Annotated in this window: 14 protein-coding genes; 6 read left to right on the forward strand and 8 right to left on the reverse strand. The window is 41.9% G+C overall.

Annotation, left to right across the window (positions count from 1 at the left end):
* Positions 1-55: 55 nt before the first annotated feature.
* From ACI2IW_RS13080 to ACI2IW_RS13115, 8 genes are all read right to left on the reverse strand, one after another.
* The gene (locus tag ACI2IW_RS13080; RefSeq protein WP_102091536.1) at positions 56-505 is read right to left on the reverse strand and encodes a chemotaxis protein CheX; all 450 of its coding nucleotides are present in this window, start codon (positions 503-505) and stop codon (positions 56-58) included.
* A gap of 35 nt (positions 506-540) precedes the next feature.
* A complete protein-coding gene (locus ACI2IW_RS13085) occupies positions 541-990 on the reverse strand; it encodes a chemotaxis protein CheX (RefSeq protein ID WP_201607363.1) in 450 nt (149 codons plus the stop codon).
* A gap of 30 nt (positions 991-1,020) precedes the next feature.
* Positions 1,021-1,383, reverse strand: coding sequence for a response regulator (locus ACI2IW_RS13090; protein WP_057758425.1), 363 nt, complete (start codon positions 1,381-1,383; stop codon positions 1,021-1,023).
* A gap of 61 nt (positions 1,384-1,444) precedes the next feature.
* Entirely contained in the window at positions 1,445-3,625 is a 2,181-nt protein-coding gene (locus tag ACI2IW_RS13095; RefSeq protein ID WP_404693896.1) for an ATP-binding protein, read from the reverse strand.
* Positions 3,626-3,637: 12 nt separating this feature from the next.
* Positions 3,638-4,507 (reverse strand): transporter substrate-binding domain-containing protein, encoded by an 870-nt coding sequence (locus tag ACI2IW_RS13100; protein ID WP_404693897.1) that lies wholly within the window; start codon positions 4,505-4,507, stop codon positions 3,638-3,640.
* Positions 4,508-4,866: 359 nt separating this feature from the next.
* Positions 4,867-6,126, reverse strand: coding sequence for a multidrug effflux MFS transporter (locus tag ACI2IW_RS13105; protein ID WP_101204230.1), 1,260 nt, complete (start codon positions 6,124-6,126; stop codon positions 4,867-4,869).
* A 355-nt stretch (positions 6,127-6,481) separates the two neighbouring features.
* Complete coding sequence (locus ACI2IW_RS13110) at positions 6,482-7,294, reverse strand: crotonase/enoyl-CoA hydratase family protein (protein WP_404693898.1); 813 nt, start codon at positions 7,292-7,294, stop codon at positions 6,482-6,484.
* 223 nt (positions 7,295-7,517) lie between these two features.
* Positions 7,518-11,132: an ATP-binding protein gene (locus tag ACI2IW_RS13115; RefSeq protein ID WP_404693899.1), complete on the reverse strand. Its 3,615-nt coding sequence runs from the start codon at positions 11,130-11,132 to the stop codon at positions 7,518-7,520.
* A gap of 591 nt (positions 11,133-11,723) precedes the next feature.
* Here ACI2IW_RS13115 and cysM point away from each other — a divergent pair.
* The 6 genes from cysM to ACI2IW_RS13145 all read left to right on the forward strand — a co-directional run bounded on the left by cysM (position 11,724) and on the right by ACI2IW_RS13145 (position 19,988).
* Positions 11,724-12,692 carry a cysteine synthase CysM gene (gene cysM, locus ACI2IW_RS13120; RefSeq protein ID WP_404693900.1) on the forward strand — a complete coding sequence of 323 codons (969 nt, stop codon included), beginning with the start codon at positions 11,724-11,726 and terminating at the stop codon, positions 12,690-12,692.
* A gap of 148 nt (positions 12,693-12,840) precedes the next feature.
* Positions 12,841-13,665, forward strand: a complete 825-nt coding sequence (locus ACI2IW_RS13125) for a 3'-5' exonuclease (protein ID WP_404693901.1) — start codon at positions 12,841-12,843, stop codon at positions 13,663-13,665.
* Between the two features lie 62 nt (positions 13,666-13,727).
* Entirely contained in the window at positions 13,728-15,299 is a 1,572-nt protein-coding gene (rlmD, locus tag ACI2IW_RS13130) for a 23S rRNA (uracil(1939)-C(5))-methyltransferase RlmD (RefSeq protein WP_379543768.1), read from the forward strand.
* A 423-nt stretch (positions 15,300-15,722) separates the two neighbouring features.
* Positions 15,723-18,260, forward strand: a complete 2,538-nt coding sequence (locus ACI2IW_RS13135; RefSeq protein WP_404693902.1) for a RelA/SpoT family protein — start codon at positions 15,723-15,725, stop codon at positions 18,258-18,260.
* Positions 18,261-18,315: 55 nt separating this feature from the next.
* On the forward strand, positions 18,316-19,257 hold the full coding sequence (gene mutM, locus ACI2IW_RS13140; RefSeq protein ID WP_404693903.1) for a bifunctional DNA-formamidopyrimidine glycosylase/DNA-(apurinic or apyrimidinic site) lyase: 942 nt from the start codon (positions 18,316-18,318) through the stop codon (positions 19,255-19,257).
* Between the two features lie 290 nt (positions 19,258-19,547).
* Positions 19,548-19,988 carry a hypothetical protein gene (locus tag ACI2IW_RS13145; protein ID WP_201571495.1) on the forward strand — a complete coding sequence of 147 codons (441 nt, stop codon included), beginning with the start codon at positions 19,548-19,550 and terminating at the stop codon, positions 19,986-19,988.
* Positions 19,989-20,197: the final 209 nt, after the last annotated feature.

Here is a 20,197-nt window from a genome sequence, read left to right on the forward strand (position 1 = left end):
TTAATGCTGTCGCTCTTTTATAGTTATCACTCGTTTATAGAGGATTGACTATAATTTATGCAATGCAAATACCAATGACCGCCTTGTAACCACGCCACGTAAATGGTGTGATGTAACTTTGACGATCTTTAGGCAAATAAGACACGCTTGGCGCACTCTCTACAATGTGCGGCGGAGAGATAATAAACTCTGAACCAAACTCTGTACGAGCGTTACCTGAGATTGTATTGGCCATTTCACCCAACAAATCTTTCATCATAGTGATTGAAGAGTCAGGCTCGCCCATCACTTTGATGACTTCTCGCAACATCGCGCTTGGTGCACTGACATAGACGCAACCTTCTAAAGGACCCGATATCTTGATGACACCGCTATAATCAAAGCCAATCGCGCTTTTGTTGTTGTTCAAGTAAGGGGTATCAATTGACACTTCCGAGCCATCGATTTGCGCAAAAAACGCATTGATCGAGCTTAGAAATACACCCAATTTTTCTACTTTAACCATAATATATTAATATCCATCTGTATTACGTGGCAGCATTAGTCTTGCAAACAAACCACAATCTCGCCTACTTGAGAATGCCAAGTGATGGGGATAATAAAAGAACGCTCATCGTTCGGCAACACAATACTTTGCGGCGCACCTTTGAACACAAATGGTACAGAGATATGAAACTCTGAGCCAAACTCTTTACGTGCATTGCCTGCGATGGTATTAGCCACTTCCCCAGCCAGATCTACATAGTTCTCTTCACTTTTATCGGTTTCGCCCATGCTGTCTAATATTGAAGACAGCAATTCACGCGTCGCCGAAAAATATACCACGCCTTTTTGGCCACCAGATATACCAATCACGCCCGTATAATCGTGGACTTTTGGCTGTTTGTTTTCTAGTAAGTAAGGAGTATCGGCAATAAGCTCTTCTCCCCCAAACTGGTCAAAATAATTACTAATAATACTTAAAAAAATCTGTAGCTTTTGCTCTTTCATAATGACATCTGCTTTGGTCGATGAATGGTATTAGTCTTGCATCAGCTCATACAAAGACTCTACAAGCTCCTCTTCTGAAAAAGGCTTGCACAAAAAGCCACTGGCACCTAGTGACAATGCTTCAATGCCGGTGGCTTTGTCCGATAACGCTGATACCACCAAAATGCGTACTTCAGGATCAATCGCGATGATTTTTTCAATACATTCTAGCCCATCCATTTGTGGCATGGTTAAGTCCATGGTGATCACATCAGGACGATGGACATTGAACTTTTCGATGGCTTGAACACCGCTAGTCGCTGTCGCAACCAACATGAACTTTCCTGAATCGTATGCGCGCTGAATACGGTTTCTAATAATATTTGAATCATCAACAATCATTAACTTATGCATAACTTATCTACTACCTTTAATGAAGTGCTTGTCGTCCCTGACAATATAATTACTATTTTGATTAAGCTTTAGGTAAAGTAATGACAAACCGTGTCATCTGACCCAGCTCGCTATTTACGTTAAGCTTGCCATCATACTCTTTTACTTTTGCTTTGATGATGTCAAGTCCTACACCGCGACCACCGTCTTCATCTGCATGCTCTTTGGTAGAGAATCCAGAAGAAAACAGCTGTTTGAGCAAGTCACCTTTGCTAAGCTGATTTGCCTCTTCCGTACCGAAACGACCTTCTTGAATCAGTTTATTACGGATGTTGTCATAGTTGATACCTTGTCCATCGTCTTGCACAACCAGCATAAAGTTTGAACCGTTGTCTTGCACTTCCAAGTCAATAGTCCCAACGTCAGTTTTGCCAGTAGTATGACGCACACTTGGCGACTCGATACCATGGACTACCGCATTACGCAGCAACTGAATACTGATTTCTTTGATTGGCTTTGCCAGATTTTCCGGAATGCTGGTTTGGGTTAGCGTCGTACTTTTTAGCTGTACTTGCTTGCCCTGTCTTGCAGCAATCTCTTTTGTAAATTCATTGTAGAAAGACAATAAATCGTCATCTGCTTCATTGTCTAAGTCGATATCTAGCCCACCATCAAAGTCAGCATTACTAGCTGCATGGTCTGCTACTGGACTTTGGGTAGCAATTGGCGCTTGTACGGTTGACGACTTAGCTGCTGTCGGTGCTGAGCGGTTGATACGCTCACCCAACGTCGCAATCGTGTTCGATAAGCTGAGCAAATCATCCAAATGTACTGCCAATGGTAAGAAGTCATTACCAGACAACTGACCTTGGTTTTGCAATGCATGTAACTTGTCTTCAGCATCAGAAGCAATCTTCGTAAAGCTATGTAGTTTTAGTGCTGATGCTTCACCTTTTAAGCTATGCATTTCACGATAAATAGCTTTCAATTTGCCTTCAAGCTCGTATTGTGAGCTACCAGGATTTTTTAAGATGTTATTCATCTTCTCGATATGTGCTTGGGTATTACCAATAAACTCATTAATAATCTTTGGATTTACATTCAAGATAGTCGTTAACATCTCAATCTGCATATCGTTTTGCGAACGCTCTTTTTCTAGGCGCTGTTCTAAATAGACTGCATCTGATACATCATTCACGTTGACCAAAATACGGGCAATGTCTTTATTGTCATAAACACGTGAGAATTTAAAATCTAAGAAGCGATTATCAAGACTCTTGTCTTCAGACAAATTATGCAGCATGACTTTGTTTAATGGGTTAAGTGAATCTACCAGTTTTTCTTTCACTCGAGGGTTATAGAGCTGTTCAATAAACTGCTGGGTGGTCTTGAGGTCTTTATCAGAGATACGACCACGTAAGACATTGGTAAAGTTCTCCCCTGCCAGGCTATCAGAGCCGATGATATTGTTCAGCGCGCGAGAATGCTGTTGACCAATATTCAAGTCCTTATCAAGTAGGAAAAGACCTGTATTTACCGTTTCCATAATCTCTTGCGTTTCTTGGCGAGCGGCAGATGCTTCAGCATCCGTCTCACGTAGACGACGTACAAAGAAGAATACGAAGATTAGAAAGTAGGTAAAGATAGCGGCAACACCAAGTACCTGAATAAGACGAATGGTAGTTGCTTGACGTTGTGCACTATCGAACACGTCTTTTGTCAAATTATCCAAAGAGTCGTTAATAAACAAACTTGATGTCTTCGCCTGCTCAACGGCCTGTGTCAATTCATCAGCAGACGTTACCATGATATTATCAGCATCTTTTAGATATGTTTGAATCTTAGGCTCTAGCGCTTTCCATTGCTCATTGGCCGCAGCAATATTGGCTTGTGCTTGACTATCAATTTTTGGCAAGTCATAGCTATTACCTTCTGCATCTGTAATTGTACTGCCTTGCTCAATAGCAGCAATCGAGCTGGTGATTAGCGCAGTATTTTGCTCTAAACGGCTTAGTACTCGTTGTATGTGTGGAGAATTAGTATCCTCACCATAACTACTGTCTAAATCGAAAAGATCTTTAATTACTGCCTGTGCACTGTTTGCAACTTGGTTAGTTTGGTCAATTAAAGCGGTGTTTCTTTCTAATAAGTTTGAGGTATAAAACGTGAACGCTAGCAAAGCACCGATTAGAGATAAAAATAGTGCAATTGAAATAATCAGACCTTGATAGCGCTTATTGTCGACATTAGGTACGGTTGCCATCTTCAGAATTCCTTAGTTCAATTGCTTAGTATTGGTGTCAGATTCGCTCTTTTCAGTAGGGTCAGCTTCACCCAACCAGCGCGCCTCAATTTCTTTAAATGTCCCTTTTTCTTTTAGTTTGGCAATACCTTCATTAACCGTTTTGATAAGCTGAGTATTTTCTTTTGCCATGAGCACCACTTGCTGGGCTGAAGGCGCATCTGCAGCTTCATAGGGTACAATTTTCACTTTATGCTCAGGATAGCCTTTGACGATATATTGTAAGACTGGCATATCGTACAAGAAGACATCCGTATTGCCTTGAACCAAATCCTGATACGCCAAAAATGCTGTAGGTCTTGAAACTAGCTCAACTGAATTGCCCATCTCTTTTAGCGTGTCTTCTTCTTTAGAGCCTTCTAACGTACCTGCTCTTAGACCTTTTATATCGTTTAAGCCTTTTATATCGAACTTACCTTCCAAATACATGATAGTAGCTGGGTTGAAAAAGTATGGTGTTGATAGACCATATCTCACTGCCCGATCGTCTTTGTAAGAAATACCAGAAATCGCTAGATCACGCTTTCCTGTTTCGACGCTATCGAACATGTCTTGCCAAGTTTCTTTGTAAAACTCGACTTTGAACCCCTGCTCTTCACCAATAGCACGAATTGAATCAACATCAGTGCCCTGCATATTGCCATAGTCATCCTGGAATGAAAAAGGCGGCAAATCACCAGTCATGGCAACTTTCAATGTTGGCGCTGTATCAGGTAGCTTACTCACAAAGCTATCTGTATTTTCCTTTACTGGGGCGCTTGCATTTTCTTGAGTAGCAGAATTACCACAGCCAAATAGGCCCACACTCAATAAAATCGGTAACGCTCGATATAACTGCTTCATAATCTATCCTTGAAACCTAACGTTGTTTTACATTTTAATTAATTGACAATCTAGCAAGGTTAAGCAATGTCTATACATATTAACTTACAGAAAGTTACGCTAGATAGTACTTGCCTAATTTCACGATTGCAATAATTATGTTTGGTCATTATTTAAGGTAAACCATATATAGCAAAGGCTGCATATAATCGTAAATAACATATACTCGTTCATAATCAATAAATTCCATCATATAAAACGCCTATAAAATTTAATTTGGCTTTGAATAAAAATAAATAGAGCGCACAAAAAAGCACTTATACGCTGTGAACGTATAAGTGCTTTTTTTAAAATACAGTTAACTTAAAATAGAGACACTTTTACTCTGCGTCGTCCAAATTGAGATTACGATCAATCTTCCAAATCAGGAAAGAACCAAAACTCATTAGTGAGAACAGGGCAATACCAACTTTGAGAACTGGGTTGACTGGAAACAGATTCAATAATAAACCGCCGAAGATACCGACTGAAAACATCAGCGAGCCTTGTAGTGCACTTGCCATACCAGCACGGCGTTTCTGAAAAGCGAGCGCAATTGCAGAAGCATTAGGCTGAGTCAGACCCAGTCCTGCGATACAAAAGAAAATACAAGCCAGCACCAGTGGCAACCAAGCATCCGTCCCTAAAAGTAAGCCAGTCACAAATAGCACGCCCGCGGAGATAACCTGCATCATTGCCCCAAATCGCAAAATACTTAGTATTCGAAAGCGGTTGGTAAGCCATTGGTTCAACTGAGTCAAACCTACAAAACCTGCCGCATTCATTCCGAACAACCAAGCGAAATGTGTCGCTGAGACGCCATAAGTATCCATGATTAGCTCTGAAGCGGAGCTGATATAGACAAACATCGCTCCCATTAACAAGCCGCCACCAATTGCTGGATAGTTAAAAGTCGGGTCTTTTAATAAATCCCAATATTGACTGAGCACTTCTCTTGCAGGGCGTACGTTGCGATTTTCTTCGGTCAAAGTTTCAAAAAAGAAAAACTTAGTAAGCAGCAAGTTTAGAGCGCCAAATGCAGCTAAGAACCAAAAGATAGAGTGCCAATCAAAAAACTGTAAGAATAGCGCGCCTAGTGACGGTGCCAATATGGGCGCTAACCCCATCACTAAAATCATGATGGAGAAAGCTTTTGCCGTTTGTTTGGCAGTGAGGCGATCTCGAATTGCGGCACGAGTAACTACTGCACCGACGCACGCGCCCAATGCTTGTAAAGTACGGCCTGCAAACAGTACGTACTCATTGTCAGTGGTCGCACAAAGAATAGAAGCGATAACGTATAAGGTCATACCTATATATAAGGGTTTGACACGACCGACACGGTCACTGAAAGGTCCGTAAAATAACTGCCCAAATACCAAGCCCAAAAAATATGCAGGGACAGAGTTGGCCATAAAAGCCGTTGAAACACCGAAATCATCGGCCATCGATGGCAATGCTGGCAGATACATATCAATTGATAATGGGCCCACCGCAACCATCAGCCCAAGCATCATAATCCATGCAACAGGCAAATCAGCAGAGCGCACTCGCTCAGAAGCGATAGGTTTGTTTGGAAGGGAGGGTTTTGAAGCAGACATATTTAGACCGTTTTATATAGTGGCTATTATTTTTAATATTTTATTTTTTGACGTTTAATTGCTTGCACGTATTGTTAGGTAGGCTTTCATCATTTTACTGGCTTATCCAGTAATCAAAATAGATACCTTTAACAACAATAGTGCATCTTTACCCAGATTGGTGCAAGCAGACAATGCTATATCGTGCTATCTGCTTGCATTTCAATGGCTATAAGATATTGGCGAAACAACCGCTAACAATTAAACCTGTTAAAATAATTTACCAAAATATGTCTGGTATTCTTAAGTAGTAACCTCTTCTATTAAAGCGAGTCAAATAAAAAATAGAACTAGCAAAGTTGCTAGTGGAAAAAATTTAGCGGAATTGGCGTTTGGCAAATAAGGTGCTGGCCTGCTTTGCTTTTCTGAGGGCAAGCTTACGATTGCGACCAAGCATCATTTTAAGCTGCCATGCTTTTTCTTTATATAAAGTCTTAGCAGGTTGATCATACATCGCATTTATCACGCGTTTACTTGCTAGCACCGCATCAGGAGAGCGCTCTGCGAATTCGGCAGCAAGTTTTTGTGCTTGTTCAAGAGGCGCTTCACTACAGTGGCTAATCAAGCCTAATTCTTTGCCTTCATTAGCATCGATGATACGAGCGCTCATGGCGAGCTCTTTTAGAGTATCTTCTCTTAGGACCCCAAATGCTGATTGAGTCAGTCCCATATCTGGCACTAAACCCCATTTAGCTTCCATAATAGATAATTGACAGTCAGGATGGCTGATACGTACGTCACAAGCCAATGCCAACTGTAGTCCAGCGCCGATACAATACCCTTCCAATACCGCTATGACAGGTACTGGCAGATCACGCCATACCAAGCATACTCGTTGGAACGCACTTTGCCATGGTTTAATCAATTCCCAAAGCGCAAATGCTGTATTCTTTGGATGATTTAAGTCTCCTAAATCAATCCCTGCGCAAAACGTTCTTTCTGCCCCATTTAGAATGACCGCGCGTATGGTTCTGTCCTTGCTAATACGACCTGCCAACTTAATCAACTCATTGATTACCTGAAAACTCATGGCATTTTTTTTATGTGGACGATTTAAGGTAACCGTCAGTATGTTGTCTGTAATACTAACTTGTAAGGTCTCATACTGGTAACTTGCAATCGCGTTCATAACAATCCTTATTAATGAATAAAATAAATATGGTGCTGATATTCACAATATTAGCAGGCTTGTCTTTGTTGTACCGTAGTAATAACTGACTGCCACGATACTATAGTCAGTTTCATATACAGCAGATATAGAGTGTTTAGTTGATAACGATAAGCAAATCTAACAAGACTACCTATCGCTTTCTGAACCTGAATGATTTTATCTGCTTTACCTTACCCTCAACTTATATCATTTTCCACGTCATGTCATTTTCGCTCAAGCGATGATAATTAAGCTGCGGATAAGAAGATAAATCTACCTTTTGCAAGTTGTCTAGCGCCGTTAATAATGCCTCATAATAGGGCTCAATCATTGCAAATTGTACAGGTGTCGTATGCTGTACATTCAGCAGACATTTATCTTCCAAATCTTGGCTAGCCTGACGCAGTTGCGGTACACCTGTATATCGACTACCGCCCAGTATACGATGGGCAATTTGTGCCAACATATTGCGGTCATGCGCTTCCCATGCCTGAATAAGCGCCTGTTTTTCATCATTGATAGTATCGATCATCATGATAATAAGCTTGGCCGCCAATTCAGGTTTGTTCGCTGAACGAGTGAGCGCATCTTGCCAATCTAAAATGTTTGAGGTATCACTTTTGCTTATATTGTTGTTACTAAGGTCATTATTGATTTGCTCGTGTAAAGTCGTATTATCATGAGCGGCTCTATCTTGAGAGCTTTGGTCTTGAGGGCTTTTATCTTGAGAGCTGTCGATAGACTTTGTTGTTGATTGTAGTAGTGGCGACTGACCTTGTTTTTGTTGGCGTAAGCTCTCATAGCGCGGTTGAATATCACGCGCAGTATCTCGTCTATAGCCTTCACGAGGCTGACTATCGCGCAAATAATCATCACGGATTTTTTTCAGGGATAGTGGACGGGTAATTTTCGGCTCGCTACTGACAGAAGTGCTGTTACGATCTACCCCGTCTCCTCTTATTATTGGATAAGTAGCGGTTGAGTCATCTGAAGACATACCTGAACTGGCTTGAGACTCTTTATTATTTACCTTGTTAGAGAGCAAGTCGTTCGATAAATCATTATCATTGATTGAGTAACCGCGCAGCGAGTCAATAGGAGTTAACTCAGCCTCTGATGAGTCGGTACCCTGTACATTAGCACCTTGTGAATTAGCACTCTGCAAATCAGAATGCTGTAAGCCAAAGCTTTGCAAATCTGTATCAGGCAATGCGGTCAATTGTGGTACGGTACTCTTACGACCAAGCCATTTCTGTAGTACCTGTAATAACTGAGGTTGGCTAATAGGTTTGCCGACATAGTCGTTGATACCGCTAGCTATAAGTTTGTCACGTTCATCTGCCAACCCATGCGCGGTCAGAGCGATAATAGGGATACGACTATCCGCATTTTCGATATTTCGAATCTGCTTAGCCGCCTCATGACCTGACATACGCGGCATTTGAATATCCATAAATATCAAATCAATATTATCTTTGTCTTGCGTAGCTGCTTTATCGTCAGCGCTCGTATCCTCATGATAGAACGCGCTATTTGTTTTCTTATTTATCTCATCACGTGTTTCTGCTTTAGAAAGTTGCGTTTTATTCGATAGGCTTTGCTTATCGCTCTTGGCAGTTTTGATGTTTTTGGTTTGCTGTTTACTAATAATCTCGATAGCATCAAACCCACTGCTCGCCGTGACTACCTGAATACCCAGCTCGCTTAATAGAGCATCAAGCACTAGTAAATTAGGCAAATGGTCATCAACTGCCAGTACCGTGACCCCTTTCCAGCGTGGTTCCTGCAAGCTTTGCGGCGTACTACGACTTTGAGTATCGAGCATTGCATATAGCTGTCTTTTGTCTAATGGTTCATATAGTATGTTGGCATGATAGCGGTTCAGTAGCGCTTGATCGGCCGCCACTTGATAGCCAAACACAGCAAGCTTGCCTTGATAATGCAGACGAATTTGCTTGAGGAGCGCCATCATATCGTCTTGCGTGTCATCATCAACGATGACCCAATCCCAATAGTTACCGTGCTCTTTTAGTGACTCCAGTACACCCGGTAATGAGTTTGCTTGAGTCAACTTAATCGGTAAATACTGCAGACTGGCCTTGAGTACTTGTATCGAAGCGGTATGATTAATCCAAACCAGTACATTAAATTCATCGGTCTCGCTTGCTAGTGGCGCTAATACTGGTAATTCGATCGTCTGCCCTGTGGCCGCCTCTAGCACGTCGACATGGGCTGGCATGCGAAACCAAAACGTCGCACCTTGATTGGCAATATTCTCTTGCGCATTATCATGAAATCCAATATCCCCGCCCATCAAGCGTGTTAACTGTTTGGAGATAACGAGACCCAACCCTGTACCACCATACTGTCGCGTGATTGATGGGTCGCCTTGGCTAAAGCTTTGGAACAGCATTTTTTGATCTGCCAGAGAAATACCTTTTCCGCTATCTTGCACGCTAATCATCAGATAATTGTCACGGTGGTCATCTAAGCTCACACGCACCACCACATCACCACTATCCGTAAATTTAATGGCATTACCAACGATATTGGTCAATACTTGCTTAAGACGTAACGCATCGCCGTTGATGCGCATCGGCACATCATTGTAAAACAGTACTGCCATGCGTAAACCTTTCTCCGCAGAGACAGGAGATAGCATATCGACCACATCGTAAATGGTGTCATAGAGGTCAAATTCATGGCGATCCAGTACTAGCTTGCCTGCCTCAATCTTAGAAAAATCTAAGACATCATTTACCAAAGCGAGCAAGTGTGCTGAGGACTTACGTATGGTCTGTACATACAAGTCCTGCTCAGGATTGAGCTCACCATGGCGTGCCAGCAAATTAATAAAGCCATCGATACTGTTCAATGGTGTGCGCAGTTCATGACTGATATTGGCTAAAAATGCAGACTTGGCTTGGCTGGTTGAAATCGCTGCATCACGTGCATTTCGAATAGAAATGTTTTGCATCTCCATCTCATCAAATGCCAGACGTAAATCATCCTCAGTTTGCTCGGCATGGTCTTTGAGCTCTTGAAAGCTTCTATGTAAGCGGCGTAATGTTCTGACTAGGTCTTGCTGTAATAAATTCAGCTCGCCATCTGACTCTACTGGTACAGGTTGGTATAAATTATCAACATGGGTACGTTGCAACTGCAATCGCAGCTCATAAATGGGGGCAATCCAACGTTTCGAATAGATATTTAAACTCAGTAATAGAATCAAGATAGTAAACAAGCCAGTAATCACTAACGCCATCGCAATGCGGTAGCGTGCAATGTAGAGCGGCTCATTATCCATATCGACGAGCAGCCACAATGTCTGCCCTTCAAACTCTCCCAATACACTGCCATATGCTGTGCCTACAGGCGTTGGTCGTTGTGACAAAAAACTGGCGGAATCACTGATCAATGGCCATTCTTCATTGAGACCATAACCGACTGTTGCTAATATTTGATTGCCTTCATTAATAATAGCAATGCGCTGTACATGCTGCTCAGACTGCATACGTCCAAGCTTATCTTGGATACCCTCTAGCGTCGTCATTGCCGCTTGCTGGGTCCTCTCAGCACTACTCCCTACTTGCTGGCGCTCTTGTTCTAGCAGTTCAGGAATCAGTTCAGCTATGACTGGCGTATAACGAATAAGTACCGCTTCAGCCAATACTTCTTGCTCCGAGTCGCTCGCACGCATGGTTTCGTGAAATACCAAAATGCCGCCTACTGCTGCCAACACACAGATAGGCAAAAACACCAGTATGATCAGCTGACCATAAGCACTACTGGTATCGAAACGTTTTTTATATGCCATGCTAGGTCTACTCTCTACTAAGGTTCTTGCCGTGAATTTTTGTGATAACGTCAGTATTCGTGATACTTGCAGCGCGTCATATCAGAGCATCTGGGTAAGACGCTATTCTTAATGAAGCTATTAATCGTTAATAAGGTCACTAATTTTGATAAGACAGTTGATAAATAGTTCAAGATTATCTTAACAGGATTCTATAAGTACTGGTTAGGCATTCCATATGATGAACAACGTTATAATTAGAGTACCAACCACTCTGTGTCAAAGAGAATATGGCTTTAAGAAATGGTCCTACTTTTGCAACCTTCAACGTAGCATTAGTACTGACCTGATACAGTGACTATTAATCCTTGATGCGATAAGCGCAGCTGAAAACAAAATGATATAATAAAGCCACTTTTTATTTACCACAATATATCGCTCATAGTCATAACATATGAGAGCGCACTCTAATGCCTTTCGTTTTTAGCTCGCTTATCACCGTAAACCTATAACCCAAGCGACTGTCTAAAATTATGATTAAACAATAAAAACAGCGCTTCCATCAAGAACAAGCCATTAAAAACATATTTAAAAAATAGAAAAGGATACTTTATGTCCACTACGGCCATGTCAAATGCTAACTTTATTACTCAAATCACTATCCTCGCTGATTGCGTTGGTCAAACGCCGCTGGTAAAACTTCAACGCCTGCCTGAGCAAGAGCACATTGCCAATGGTGCTACAGTATTAGCTAAGCTTGAAGGCAATAATCCAGCGGGTTCTGTAAAGGATCGTCCTGCTTTTAATATGATTTATCAAGCAGAACAGCGCGGTGATATCAAGCCTGGCGATATGTTGATTGAAGCCACTAGTGGCAATACTGGTATTGCATTGGCCATGGTCTCCGCGATGCGTGGCTACCCAATAACGTTGCTGATGCCAACCAACTCTACCCAAGAGCGTAAAGATGCCATGATTGCTTATGGCGCAACGCTGATTGAAGTAGACGAAGGTATGGAAGCTGCGCGTGATTTGGCATTGCAGATGCAAGCAGATGGCAAAGGGGTTGTATTGGATCAGTTTAATAATCCTGATAATAGTCAAGCACATTACCTGACTACAGGCCCTGAGCTATGGGCACAGACCGAAGGTAAAATTACGCATTTTATTAGCTCGATGGGCACGACAGGTACGATTACTGGTGTATCACGTTACTTAAAAGAGCAAAATCCAGACGTCAAAATTATCGGCCTACAGCCTGACGAAGAAGCTTCGATTGCTGGTATTCGCCGTTGGCCTGCTGCCTATATGCCTGGTATTTTTGATGCAGATTTGATTGATGAAGTGATGGATATCGATCAGCGTATTGCCGAAGTCTATATGCGTAAATTAGCGAAAACTGAAGGTATCTTTGCTGGGGTATCTTCGGGCGCAGCTGCATGGGCAGCGACCCAAGTGGCAAAAGAAAATCCTAATGCTGTTATTGCCTTTATTGTCTGCGATCGTGGGGATCGTTATTTATCAACGGGTTTATATAACGTTGACGATAGCAATACGGACAATGACGCAGAAGTTAATTAATGCATAAGAAATACCATTTAGTATCGTTAATTTAAAAAAAGTGCAAAGCGGCCAAGTGCAGATGTAAACGTAATACTTCAATCAAGGTTAATGTTGTCATTCTTTTATAATGAATTAACTATAAGCTCATAAATAGTCAGGATTATCTATGTCACAAGCGCTACCATCCGACCCTATATTGGTTTTTGATATCGAGACTGTCGCCGATGTCGATGCAGCACGCCGTATCTATCCGCAATTGGCCGATCTTAATGATGCAGATGCCTTAAGCGCGCTGACAGCCATACGTACGCAAGAGGCAGGGCACGACTTTATGCGCTTGCCACTACAGTGTATTGTCTGTATCTCAGCTCTATATATCAAGGATGGTAAGTTATCGCTATTTTCTTTGACTGCCGATAAATTTAGTGAAAAAGAAATCCTAGCCAAATTCTTTAGAGCATTTAACGACATTGAGACACTGCCGCAAATTATTAGCTGGAATGGCTCAGGCTTTGACATACCTGTACTGATATATCGTGCCATGCAATATGATTTGTCAGCACCATGGCTGTTCGAAGAAGGCGAGCGTATTAAAAACATGCGCTTTGATAACTATGTTAATCGTTTTCATACACGTCATCTAGACTTGATGGATCGGTTTAGCCAGTATGGTGCTAGTCGCCGCGAAGCCATGGATATCGTCGCAAGTCTGTACGGATTACCCGGTAAAACTGACGTGGATGGCAGCATGGTTGGCGCGCTTGTTAGTAGCGGTGACTGGCAGACCCTATCTATATACTGTGAGTCTGATGTTATAAATACTTGGCTTATTTATTTACGCTGGTTACGTCTAACAGGACAGTTGTCTTCACAAGATTTTGATGCTTGGCAGCAGCAGAGCTATGACTATCTGGCAAAGTATACCCAAGCTGACGGTAGTCCGCGACATCAAGAGTTTATCGCTGACTGGTCATCGGCACCCGAATTATAGAAATCGCATTATTAGTAGTTTTTTATTCCCCTTTTCTAGTTATTTATTATTAAGGCAGGTTTATGCAACCCACCGATTCAAAAACATCTACAGCATCTGATATGGCAGCGCAAAACAGTAACGCTCAAACGAATGAAGCTCAAACAAACGACACCCAAACGATTGTCATTCCGCCTAGTAAGAAAAAATCGAAGCCATCATCAAAGACACGTCGTCGCCTAAAAGACGCAGAGCCAATTCCATTTAATATTGATGGCTTGTCACATGATGGTCGCGGTGTTGCTGTCTATGGTAATGGTTTTGATGTTGCGGAAGGCCATGCTGAAGACAAGCACGGCAAAAAGATCTTTGTTAGCTTTGCTCTACCAGGTGAAAGCGCCTTAGTAAAAATAACCAACAGCCGTGCTAGCTTTGAAGAAGGCGATGCCATTAGTATCACTGCTAACCCAAACCCTGAACGTGCTGTACCACCCTGCCCGCATTTCGGTACTTGCGGTGGTTGTAACTTGCAGCACTGGCAACCAGATGGACAAATAAACTTTAAACAGTCAGTACTGGCTGAAATGCTGATGCATCAAGCCAACGCGGAACCTGACAATTGGCTCGCCCCTGTGGTTGGTGATCGTCTTGGTTATCGTACCAAAGCACGTTTGGGCGTACGCTATGTTGTCAAAAAAGAAACCGCGCTTGTCGGCTTCCGTGAGCGTTCAAGTAACTTCTTGGCAGAGCTAAATGAATGTCATATCCTAGATCCGCGTATTGGTTTTGAGATTGAAAACCTAAAAACGCTTATTAGCACTTTAGAGAGCCGTGACAAGATTGCTCAGCTTGAGCTTGCAATGGGTGAGCAACTACCAGAACTACCTGATGGCAATCAGCCAGTTGCGCTCATCGTACGTAATTTAGAACCGTTGTCAGACGCTGATATAGACAAACTAAAAGTATTTTTCGCGGCGCGTAATTGGCAGCTATATTTGCAGTCGAAAGGCGTTGATAGCATCCAACGTATTGCGTTGACAGACGCTGATGATTTGAGCGAGCAATTTGGGCGTTTATATTATCAATTGCCAGAGTATGATCTGACTTTTGAATTTATCCCTACTGACTTTACTCAAGTAAATTTATCTGTAAACCGTCAGATGACCAAACTTGCCTGTGACTTGTTGGACTTAAAAGCAGGCGAACGCGTACTAGATTTATTCAGTGGTTTAGGTAACTTTAGCTTGCCACTAGCGCGCCTCGTTGGCGAGACAGGCTCAGTAGTCGGTGTCGAAGGCAGTGAAGCCATGACCGAACGTGCTGCTGACAATGCCCGTCGCAACGGTATCAACAATACTGAGTTTTACAGTCAAGATTTGACTCAAGACTGTACTGATAAGCCATGGGCCAACCAAGGCTTTGATGCACTGTTGATTGATCCACCACGCTCTGGTGCTTGGGAGATTATGCAATATTTGCCAAAATTTAATGCTGAGCGCATTGTTTATGTCTCTTGTAATCCAGCGACCCTTGCTCGTGATACAAAAGCATTATTAGAACAAGGCTATCGTCTGACTCATGCTGGCGTGATGGATATGTTCTGCCATACGGGTCATGTTGAATCTATCGCTCGCTTCGAGAAGGTAGCGGTTTAACGTTATTAATTTTCAAAAATTATTAATAGCTGGAAATGACTGATAGTTGAACCTAATTAAAGAGACAATTAAGCGTTATTACAATTATCTAAAATGATTCAAAGCTTTGATAAGTTTGTGCTAATAAATAGCCATTATTTAGCGTAATTGACCACAGCCGTACAGAGGCTCGCTTGATTTGTCACTTTAAAATGAGATAATAGTAAACAATCTTCCTATGTTTTTGATGATGTTTCTAATCGCTACATAGCAAGCATTTGCACTCATAGCTTTATATATTTTACGCGCATTTTATAGCTGCTAAAAATAACATTTTTAGCAGTTGTATTGGTTTATAGCTGACACTTTATGGATCGTTAATTCAGAGTGTGTGCATAGTAGATGAGGTTATAATCAATTCAAAATAGCTAAGAGGAGTCGGCTATGGTAAAAATTCGTGAAGGATTACCGCTGGTGGATGGACAGACCACGCAGGCCGATAGTGCAACACTTGCGGCGCAACTGGTGGCGAGCCAACGCTCTCACCAGTCAGCCAATAGTTATGCTCAAATTCCCCTCGACATCAAATACCAGTTGGCAACCCACAAGCTACATACTACTTTTGATCGCTCAGCCGCACACACTTATCATTTGCATGACCCTCACACTGAAGACGAGTATTTGGATGATACCAATCCGCTATCAAACGATGAGCTTGAGGCGGTCGACTTAGACCAAGCCAATATCGACGTACCTACTTGGCTAGATAATGTGGCAAAACGTATTGGACAAGAGTCAGTACCCAACCTAAGTGCAGCTTGCGAGTTTATTCGCAGTCACATGAATACCAGTGAATCTGAGCGCTCAGGCGCTTATGTGACCGGTATTGGTATGACCGATATTCTGACCTATCTTTACCAAGATGAAGACGCATTGGTCGCGGCCATGCTGTATCGCAGTGCGCGCAAATCAATCATTAGTCTGGCTGAAGTTGAAAAAAACTTTGGTCCAGATATTTTGACGCTTGTTAAAGATACCCTTGCAATGGGTAAGCTGTCGGAGATTATCGAGAGCAACAAGCGCTTAGAAGACCATTTCGTCAATAATCAACGTGATCAGCTATCAAATATTTATAGCATGCTCATCTCTGTTACTAACGATGTGCGCGTTGTACTGATAAAACTGGCAGAGCGTACCTTTGCCATGCGTGAGCTGACGTTTTCTAGGCCAGAGCGTCAAACGCGTGTCGCACGTGAAGTCATGACTATTTATGCGCCATTAGCCCATCGTTTAGGTATTGCGCAGCTAAAATGGGAGCTCGAAGATTTAGCTTTCCGTTATCTCGCGCCTGATCGCTATAAAGAAATTGCTAAGCTACTGTCAGAAAAACGTAGCGAACGTGAGTCCTATATTCAGCGCGTACAAGACAAATTAAATGAATCATTAGCAGATGCCAGTATCGAAGGCGAAGTATCTGGGCGCGTCAAACATATCTACTCTATTTATCGAAAAATGAAGCTCAAAGGCTTATCTTTCGATCAGCTTTATGACATTCGTGCCTTGCGCGTCTTGGTCAACAGCCCTTCTGACTGTTATCACGTTTTAGGCCTAGTACATGGTTTATGGCGTTACATTCCTGAGCAGTTTGATGACTATATTACCAACCCTAAGTCCAATGGTTATCGCTCGCTACATACTGCTGTAATCGCGGAAAATAAATCATTGGAAGTCCAAATTCGTACTCATGAGATGCACTTTGAGGCCGAACTTGGCATGTGTGCGCACGTTAATTACAAAGAAGGGCTAAAGAACAAGAAAGACAACTATCTGAATCAAAGAATCAGCTCATTGCGCCAATTATTATCCATCAATAATGAGACACGTAATCAACCACGCTCAGCTGTGGTAGCGGGCGAAGAGATAGATGATATTGAGTTTGACGAAGAAGAGCAACTCGTTGATTTTGATGAGCTAGAACGTATTTATATCTTCAGTCGTGACGGTGATATTACTGAACTACCAAAAGGCGCGACCGTTCTCGATTTTGCCTACTATGTGCATACTCAAGTTGGCAACCGTGCGCAGGCAGCCCGTGTTAATCAGCGCTATGTGCCACTGACTTATCAGTTGAAAACAGGCGAGCAAGTTGAGATTATCACTAAGGCATCGCGTGAGCCCAATCGGGATTGGTTGGTAGCATCGCTAGGTTATATTCATACTAACCGTGCCCGTTCAAAACTGCGCCAATGGTTTAATAAGCAAGACCGTGATAAGAACATTGAAATAGGTCGCCAAATGCTCAGCAAAGAGCTTGAGCGCCTATCTGTTCATCCTAATAGTATTGATCTAAACGACTATATTCAGCATTTTCATGTCAATACGACCGACGACATTATCGTGGGTCTAGTGACAGGTGATATTGGCCTTAATCAGTTAACCAGTCATATCTCTCGTCAGCTACATCTAGAGCCTGAGATACCACCAGATAGCTTTGTACCGCATGTAGATAACCGAGATACAGGTAAGCTCGATGCGTATAAAATCCATATCGATGGTTTGGATAATATTGAAATCAATTTGGCAGGTTGTTGCCACCCTGTGCATGGCGAACCGATTGCTGGTTACATCACTTTATCGCGTGGCGTCAGCGTGCATAATCGAGGTTGCCCAGAGTACTTACGTCTGGTCGAGCGTGACCCTGAGCGTAAGATAGAAGCCGCTTGGCAAGTGCAGACGGGGCGTTATCAACCCGTTGATATTCATGTCGAAGCATATGACCGACGCGGTTTGCTACGTGATTTGACACAGATAATTGATAAAGAAAACGTCAATATTCGCCAAGTTCAAACGTTAAGCAATGACGACAATATTGCTTTTTTAAAGTTCCATATTGAAGTCTCAGGCTTGGCACATCTGTCTAAGTTGCTCGCAAAATTAGAGCAGCAACATGGTATTTTGCACGCACGCCGTGCAGTCGTGTAAATAAAACGTTAAGTCAGTCGTTGTTTATTCCATAATAGAGTTGTCAAAAAATACTATGCCTGAATTACCTGAAGTAGAAACCACTAAAGCCAGTCTTGCTCCATTATTAGGGCAACAGGTAGTTGATGTTAAAGTATTTCAGCCAAAGCTGCGATGGATGATGCCAGATAACTTGGACGAGCTGGTTAATTACACATTAGAGAGTGTCGAGCGCCGAGCAAAGTATCTGATTCTTAATTTTCTGCCAGTAGATGTACAGAATAACGCTCCAATGTTAGCCAGCAAAGTTGAACCACGTCAGCTTCTTATTCACTTAGGAATGTCAGGTAGCTTACAGCAACACAGTTATGGTACTGATAAGCGTAAACATGATCATCTGGTCATCGTTTTTAATGATACTGATAATAAAAAATCTCAGCTACATTACTATGATCCAAGACGTTTTGGTTCAGTACTATGGCATGAAGATTACGGCAATAAACTACTAGATCATCTAGGTCCTGAGCCGCTTTCAAAAGATTTTACCGCAGACTATTTATATAGTTTAATCCAGCGTATTGATTTATCTAGTCAAGATAGCAATGGGTCATCGTCAGATGATACTAAAACGAATAAGCGACTAAAACCCATTACTCGGGCGATTAAATCTGTCATCATGGAACAAGAAGTCGTGGTCGGTGTTGGCAATATTTATGCGACTGAAAGCCTGTATTTATCCAGCATCCACCCTGCTACGCCAGCCAATCAAATTTCATACGATCAGATTGTCATTTTAGTGAATCATATTAAAGAAATTTTAAAGAAAGCGATAAAGTTGGGCGGTTCGACACTACGAGATTTCACAGTAGCAAGTGGTCAAACTGGTTACTTTCAGCAAACCTTAAATGTGTATGGTAGACAAGGAGAAAGCTGTCTACATTGCAGCACGACGCTAGAAAACATTAAGCTTACTGGTAGAGCCAGTGTTTATTGTCCAAATTGTCAGCCGTTAGAATAACTAATAAATGATATCCACTTACTTGTGCTGCGTTTAGATTAAATGAAGACAATATTTGAACAGAGCATTCATTTTCAAAATCATTATATATTGCCAAAGCTATAGTTAGATTATTCTCATTTTTGTTGCTTATTAGCGCACATCTTGCTTTAATAGTGCTAGCGCTTACATAAATAGTGCGTATCATTTATTTTTCTGTAATATTTAGCCTAACTATTGTTGCCGCAAAATTCCTGTGTGAAGATAGCAGCAGCCATTAATCATACTACTATGAGTTTCAGGATATCGTTATGACTGTTAAAGCAAAAACTCAACGCACAGTTAAGCAGAGATTTTTTACTGTATTGGCAACTTTAGGATTGGTAGTTGTGACCATTCAGCCTACTTTTGCAGCTATAGAAATTGATGAAACTGATTTCGGGCCTTCATACGAGACGATGGTAGTTGATACGATTGTCGGCAAACCACTGCAACTCGTGAATGCGGTAGCTGGTACGGCAGCTTATATCGTTAGCTTACCTTTCTCACTTATTGGTGGTAATGCAGATCAAGCACAACAGAAACTATTTGTTGAACCTTGGGATGCGATGGGACGTTGTTTAGGCTGTACAGTTGCTGAAGACAACTATTATAAGTCTCAAGTTGTTGATAATAACGTGGTACGTATCGTTGTCGATCAACCATCAGAAATTCTAATTAATACCAATGACTATGTAGTGGTCACTCCATAACAATTTGCTTTTAGTAGGCACATCAAATAGTTCACAAAAAATGACTGTGACTATTTCATAGCAAAAAGGCTAACGAGAAGTTAGCCTTTTTTATTGTCAACGAGTTAATAATTTGGGAGTTTCCTAAAAACTGTGTAACTGCTTATAATCCATTAACAGGAGAATAAGCAATGACTACTCAATCTGACATTAAAAAACTGGCCGAGCAA

The sequence above is a fragment of the Psychrobacter sp. NPDC078501 genome, from assembly GCF_044900935.1.
GTDB lineage: Bacteria > Pseudomonadota > Gammaproteobacteria > Pseudomonadales > Moraxellaceae > Psychrobacter.

What these genes read in the sequence shown, in the direction of transcription:
- ACI2IW_RS13080 (WP_102091536.1), bottom strand. Translation starts at nt 505, where the DNA reads ATGGTTAAAGTAGAAAAATTGGGTGTATTTCTAAGCTCGATCAATGCG.
- ACI2IW_RS13085 (WP_201607363.1), bottom strand. Translation starts at nt 990, where the DNA reads ATGAAAGAGCAAAAGCTACAGATTTTTTTAAGTATTATTAGTAATTAT.
- ACI2IW_RS13090 (WP_057758425.1), bottom strand. Translation starts at nt 1,383, where the DNA reads ATGCATAAGTTAATGATTGTTGATGATTCAAATATTATTAGAAACCGT.
- ACI2IW_RS13095 (WP_404693896.1), bottom strand. Translation starts at nt 3,625, where the DNA reads ATGGCAACCGTACCTAATGTCGACAATAAGCGCTATCAAGGTCTGATT.
- ACI2IW_RS13100 (WP_404693897.1), bottom strand. Translation starts at nt 4,507, where the DNA reads ATGAAGCAGTTATATCGAGCGTTACCGATTTTATTGAGTGTGGGCCTA.
- ACI2IW_RS13105 (WP_101204230.1), bottom strand. Translation starts at nt 6,126, where the DNA reads ATGTCTGCTTCAAAACCCTCCCTTCCAAACAAACCTATCGCTTCTGAG.
- ACI2IW_RS13110 (WP_404693898.1), bottom strand. Translation starts at nt 7,294, where the DNA reads ATGAACGCGATTGCAAGTTACCAGTATGAGACCTTACAAGTTAGTATT.
- ACI2IW_RS13115 (WP_404693899.1), bottom strand. Translation starts at nt 11,132, where the DNA reads ATGGCATATAAAAAACGTTTCGATACCAGTAGTGCTTATGGTCAGCTG.
- cysM (WP_404693900.1), top strand. Translation starts at nt 11,724, where the DNA reads ATGTCCACTACGGCCATGTCAAATGCTAACTTTATTACTCAAATCACT.
- ACI2IW_RS13125 (WP_404693901.1), top strand. Translation starts at nt 12,841, where the DNA reads ATGTCACAAGCGCTACCATCCGACCCTATATTGGTTTTTGATATCGAG.
- rlmD (WP_379543768.1), top strand. Translation starts at nt 13,728, where the DNA reads ATGCAACCCACCGATTCAAAAACATCTACAGCATCTGATATGGCAGCG.
- ACI2IW_RS13135 (WP_404693902.1), top strand. Translation starts at nt 15,723, where the DNA reads ATGGTAAAAATTCGTGAAGGATTACCGCTGGTGGATGGACAGACCACG.
- mutM (WP_404693903.1), top strand. Translation starts at nt 18,316, where the DNA reads ATGCCTGAATTACCTGAAGTAGAAACCACTAAAGCCAGTCTTGCTCCA.
- ACI2IW_RS13145 (WP_201571495.1), top strand. Translation starts at nt 19,548, where the DNA reads ATGACTGTTAAAGCAAAAACTCAACGCACAGTTAAGCAGAGATTTTTT.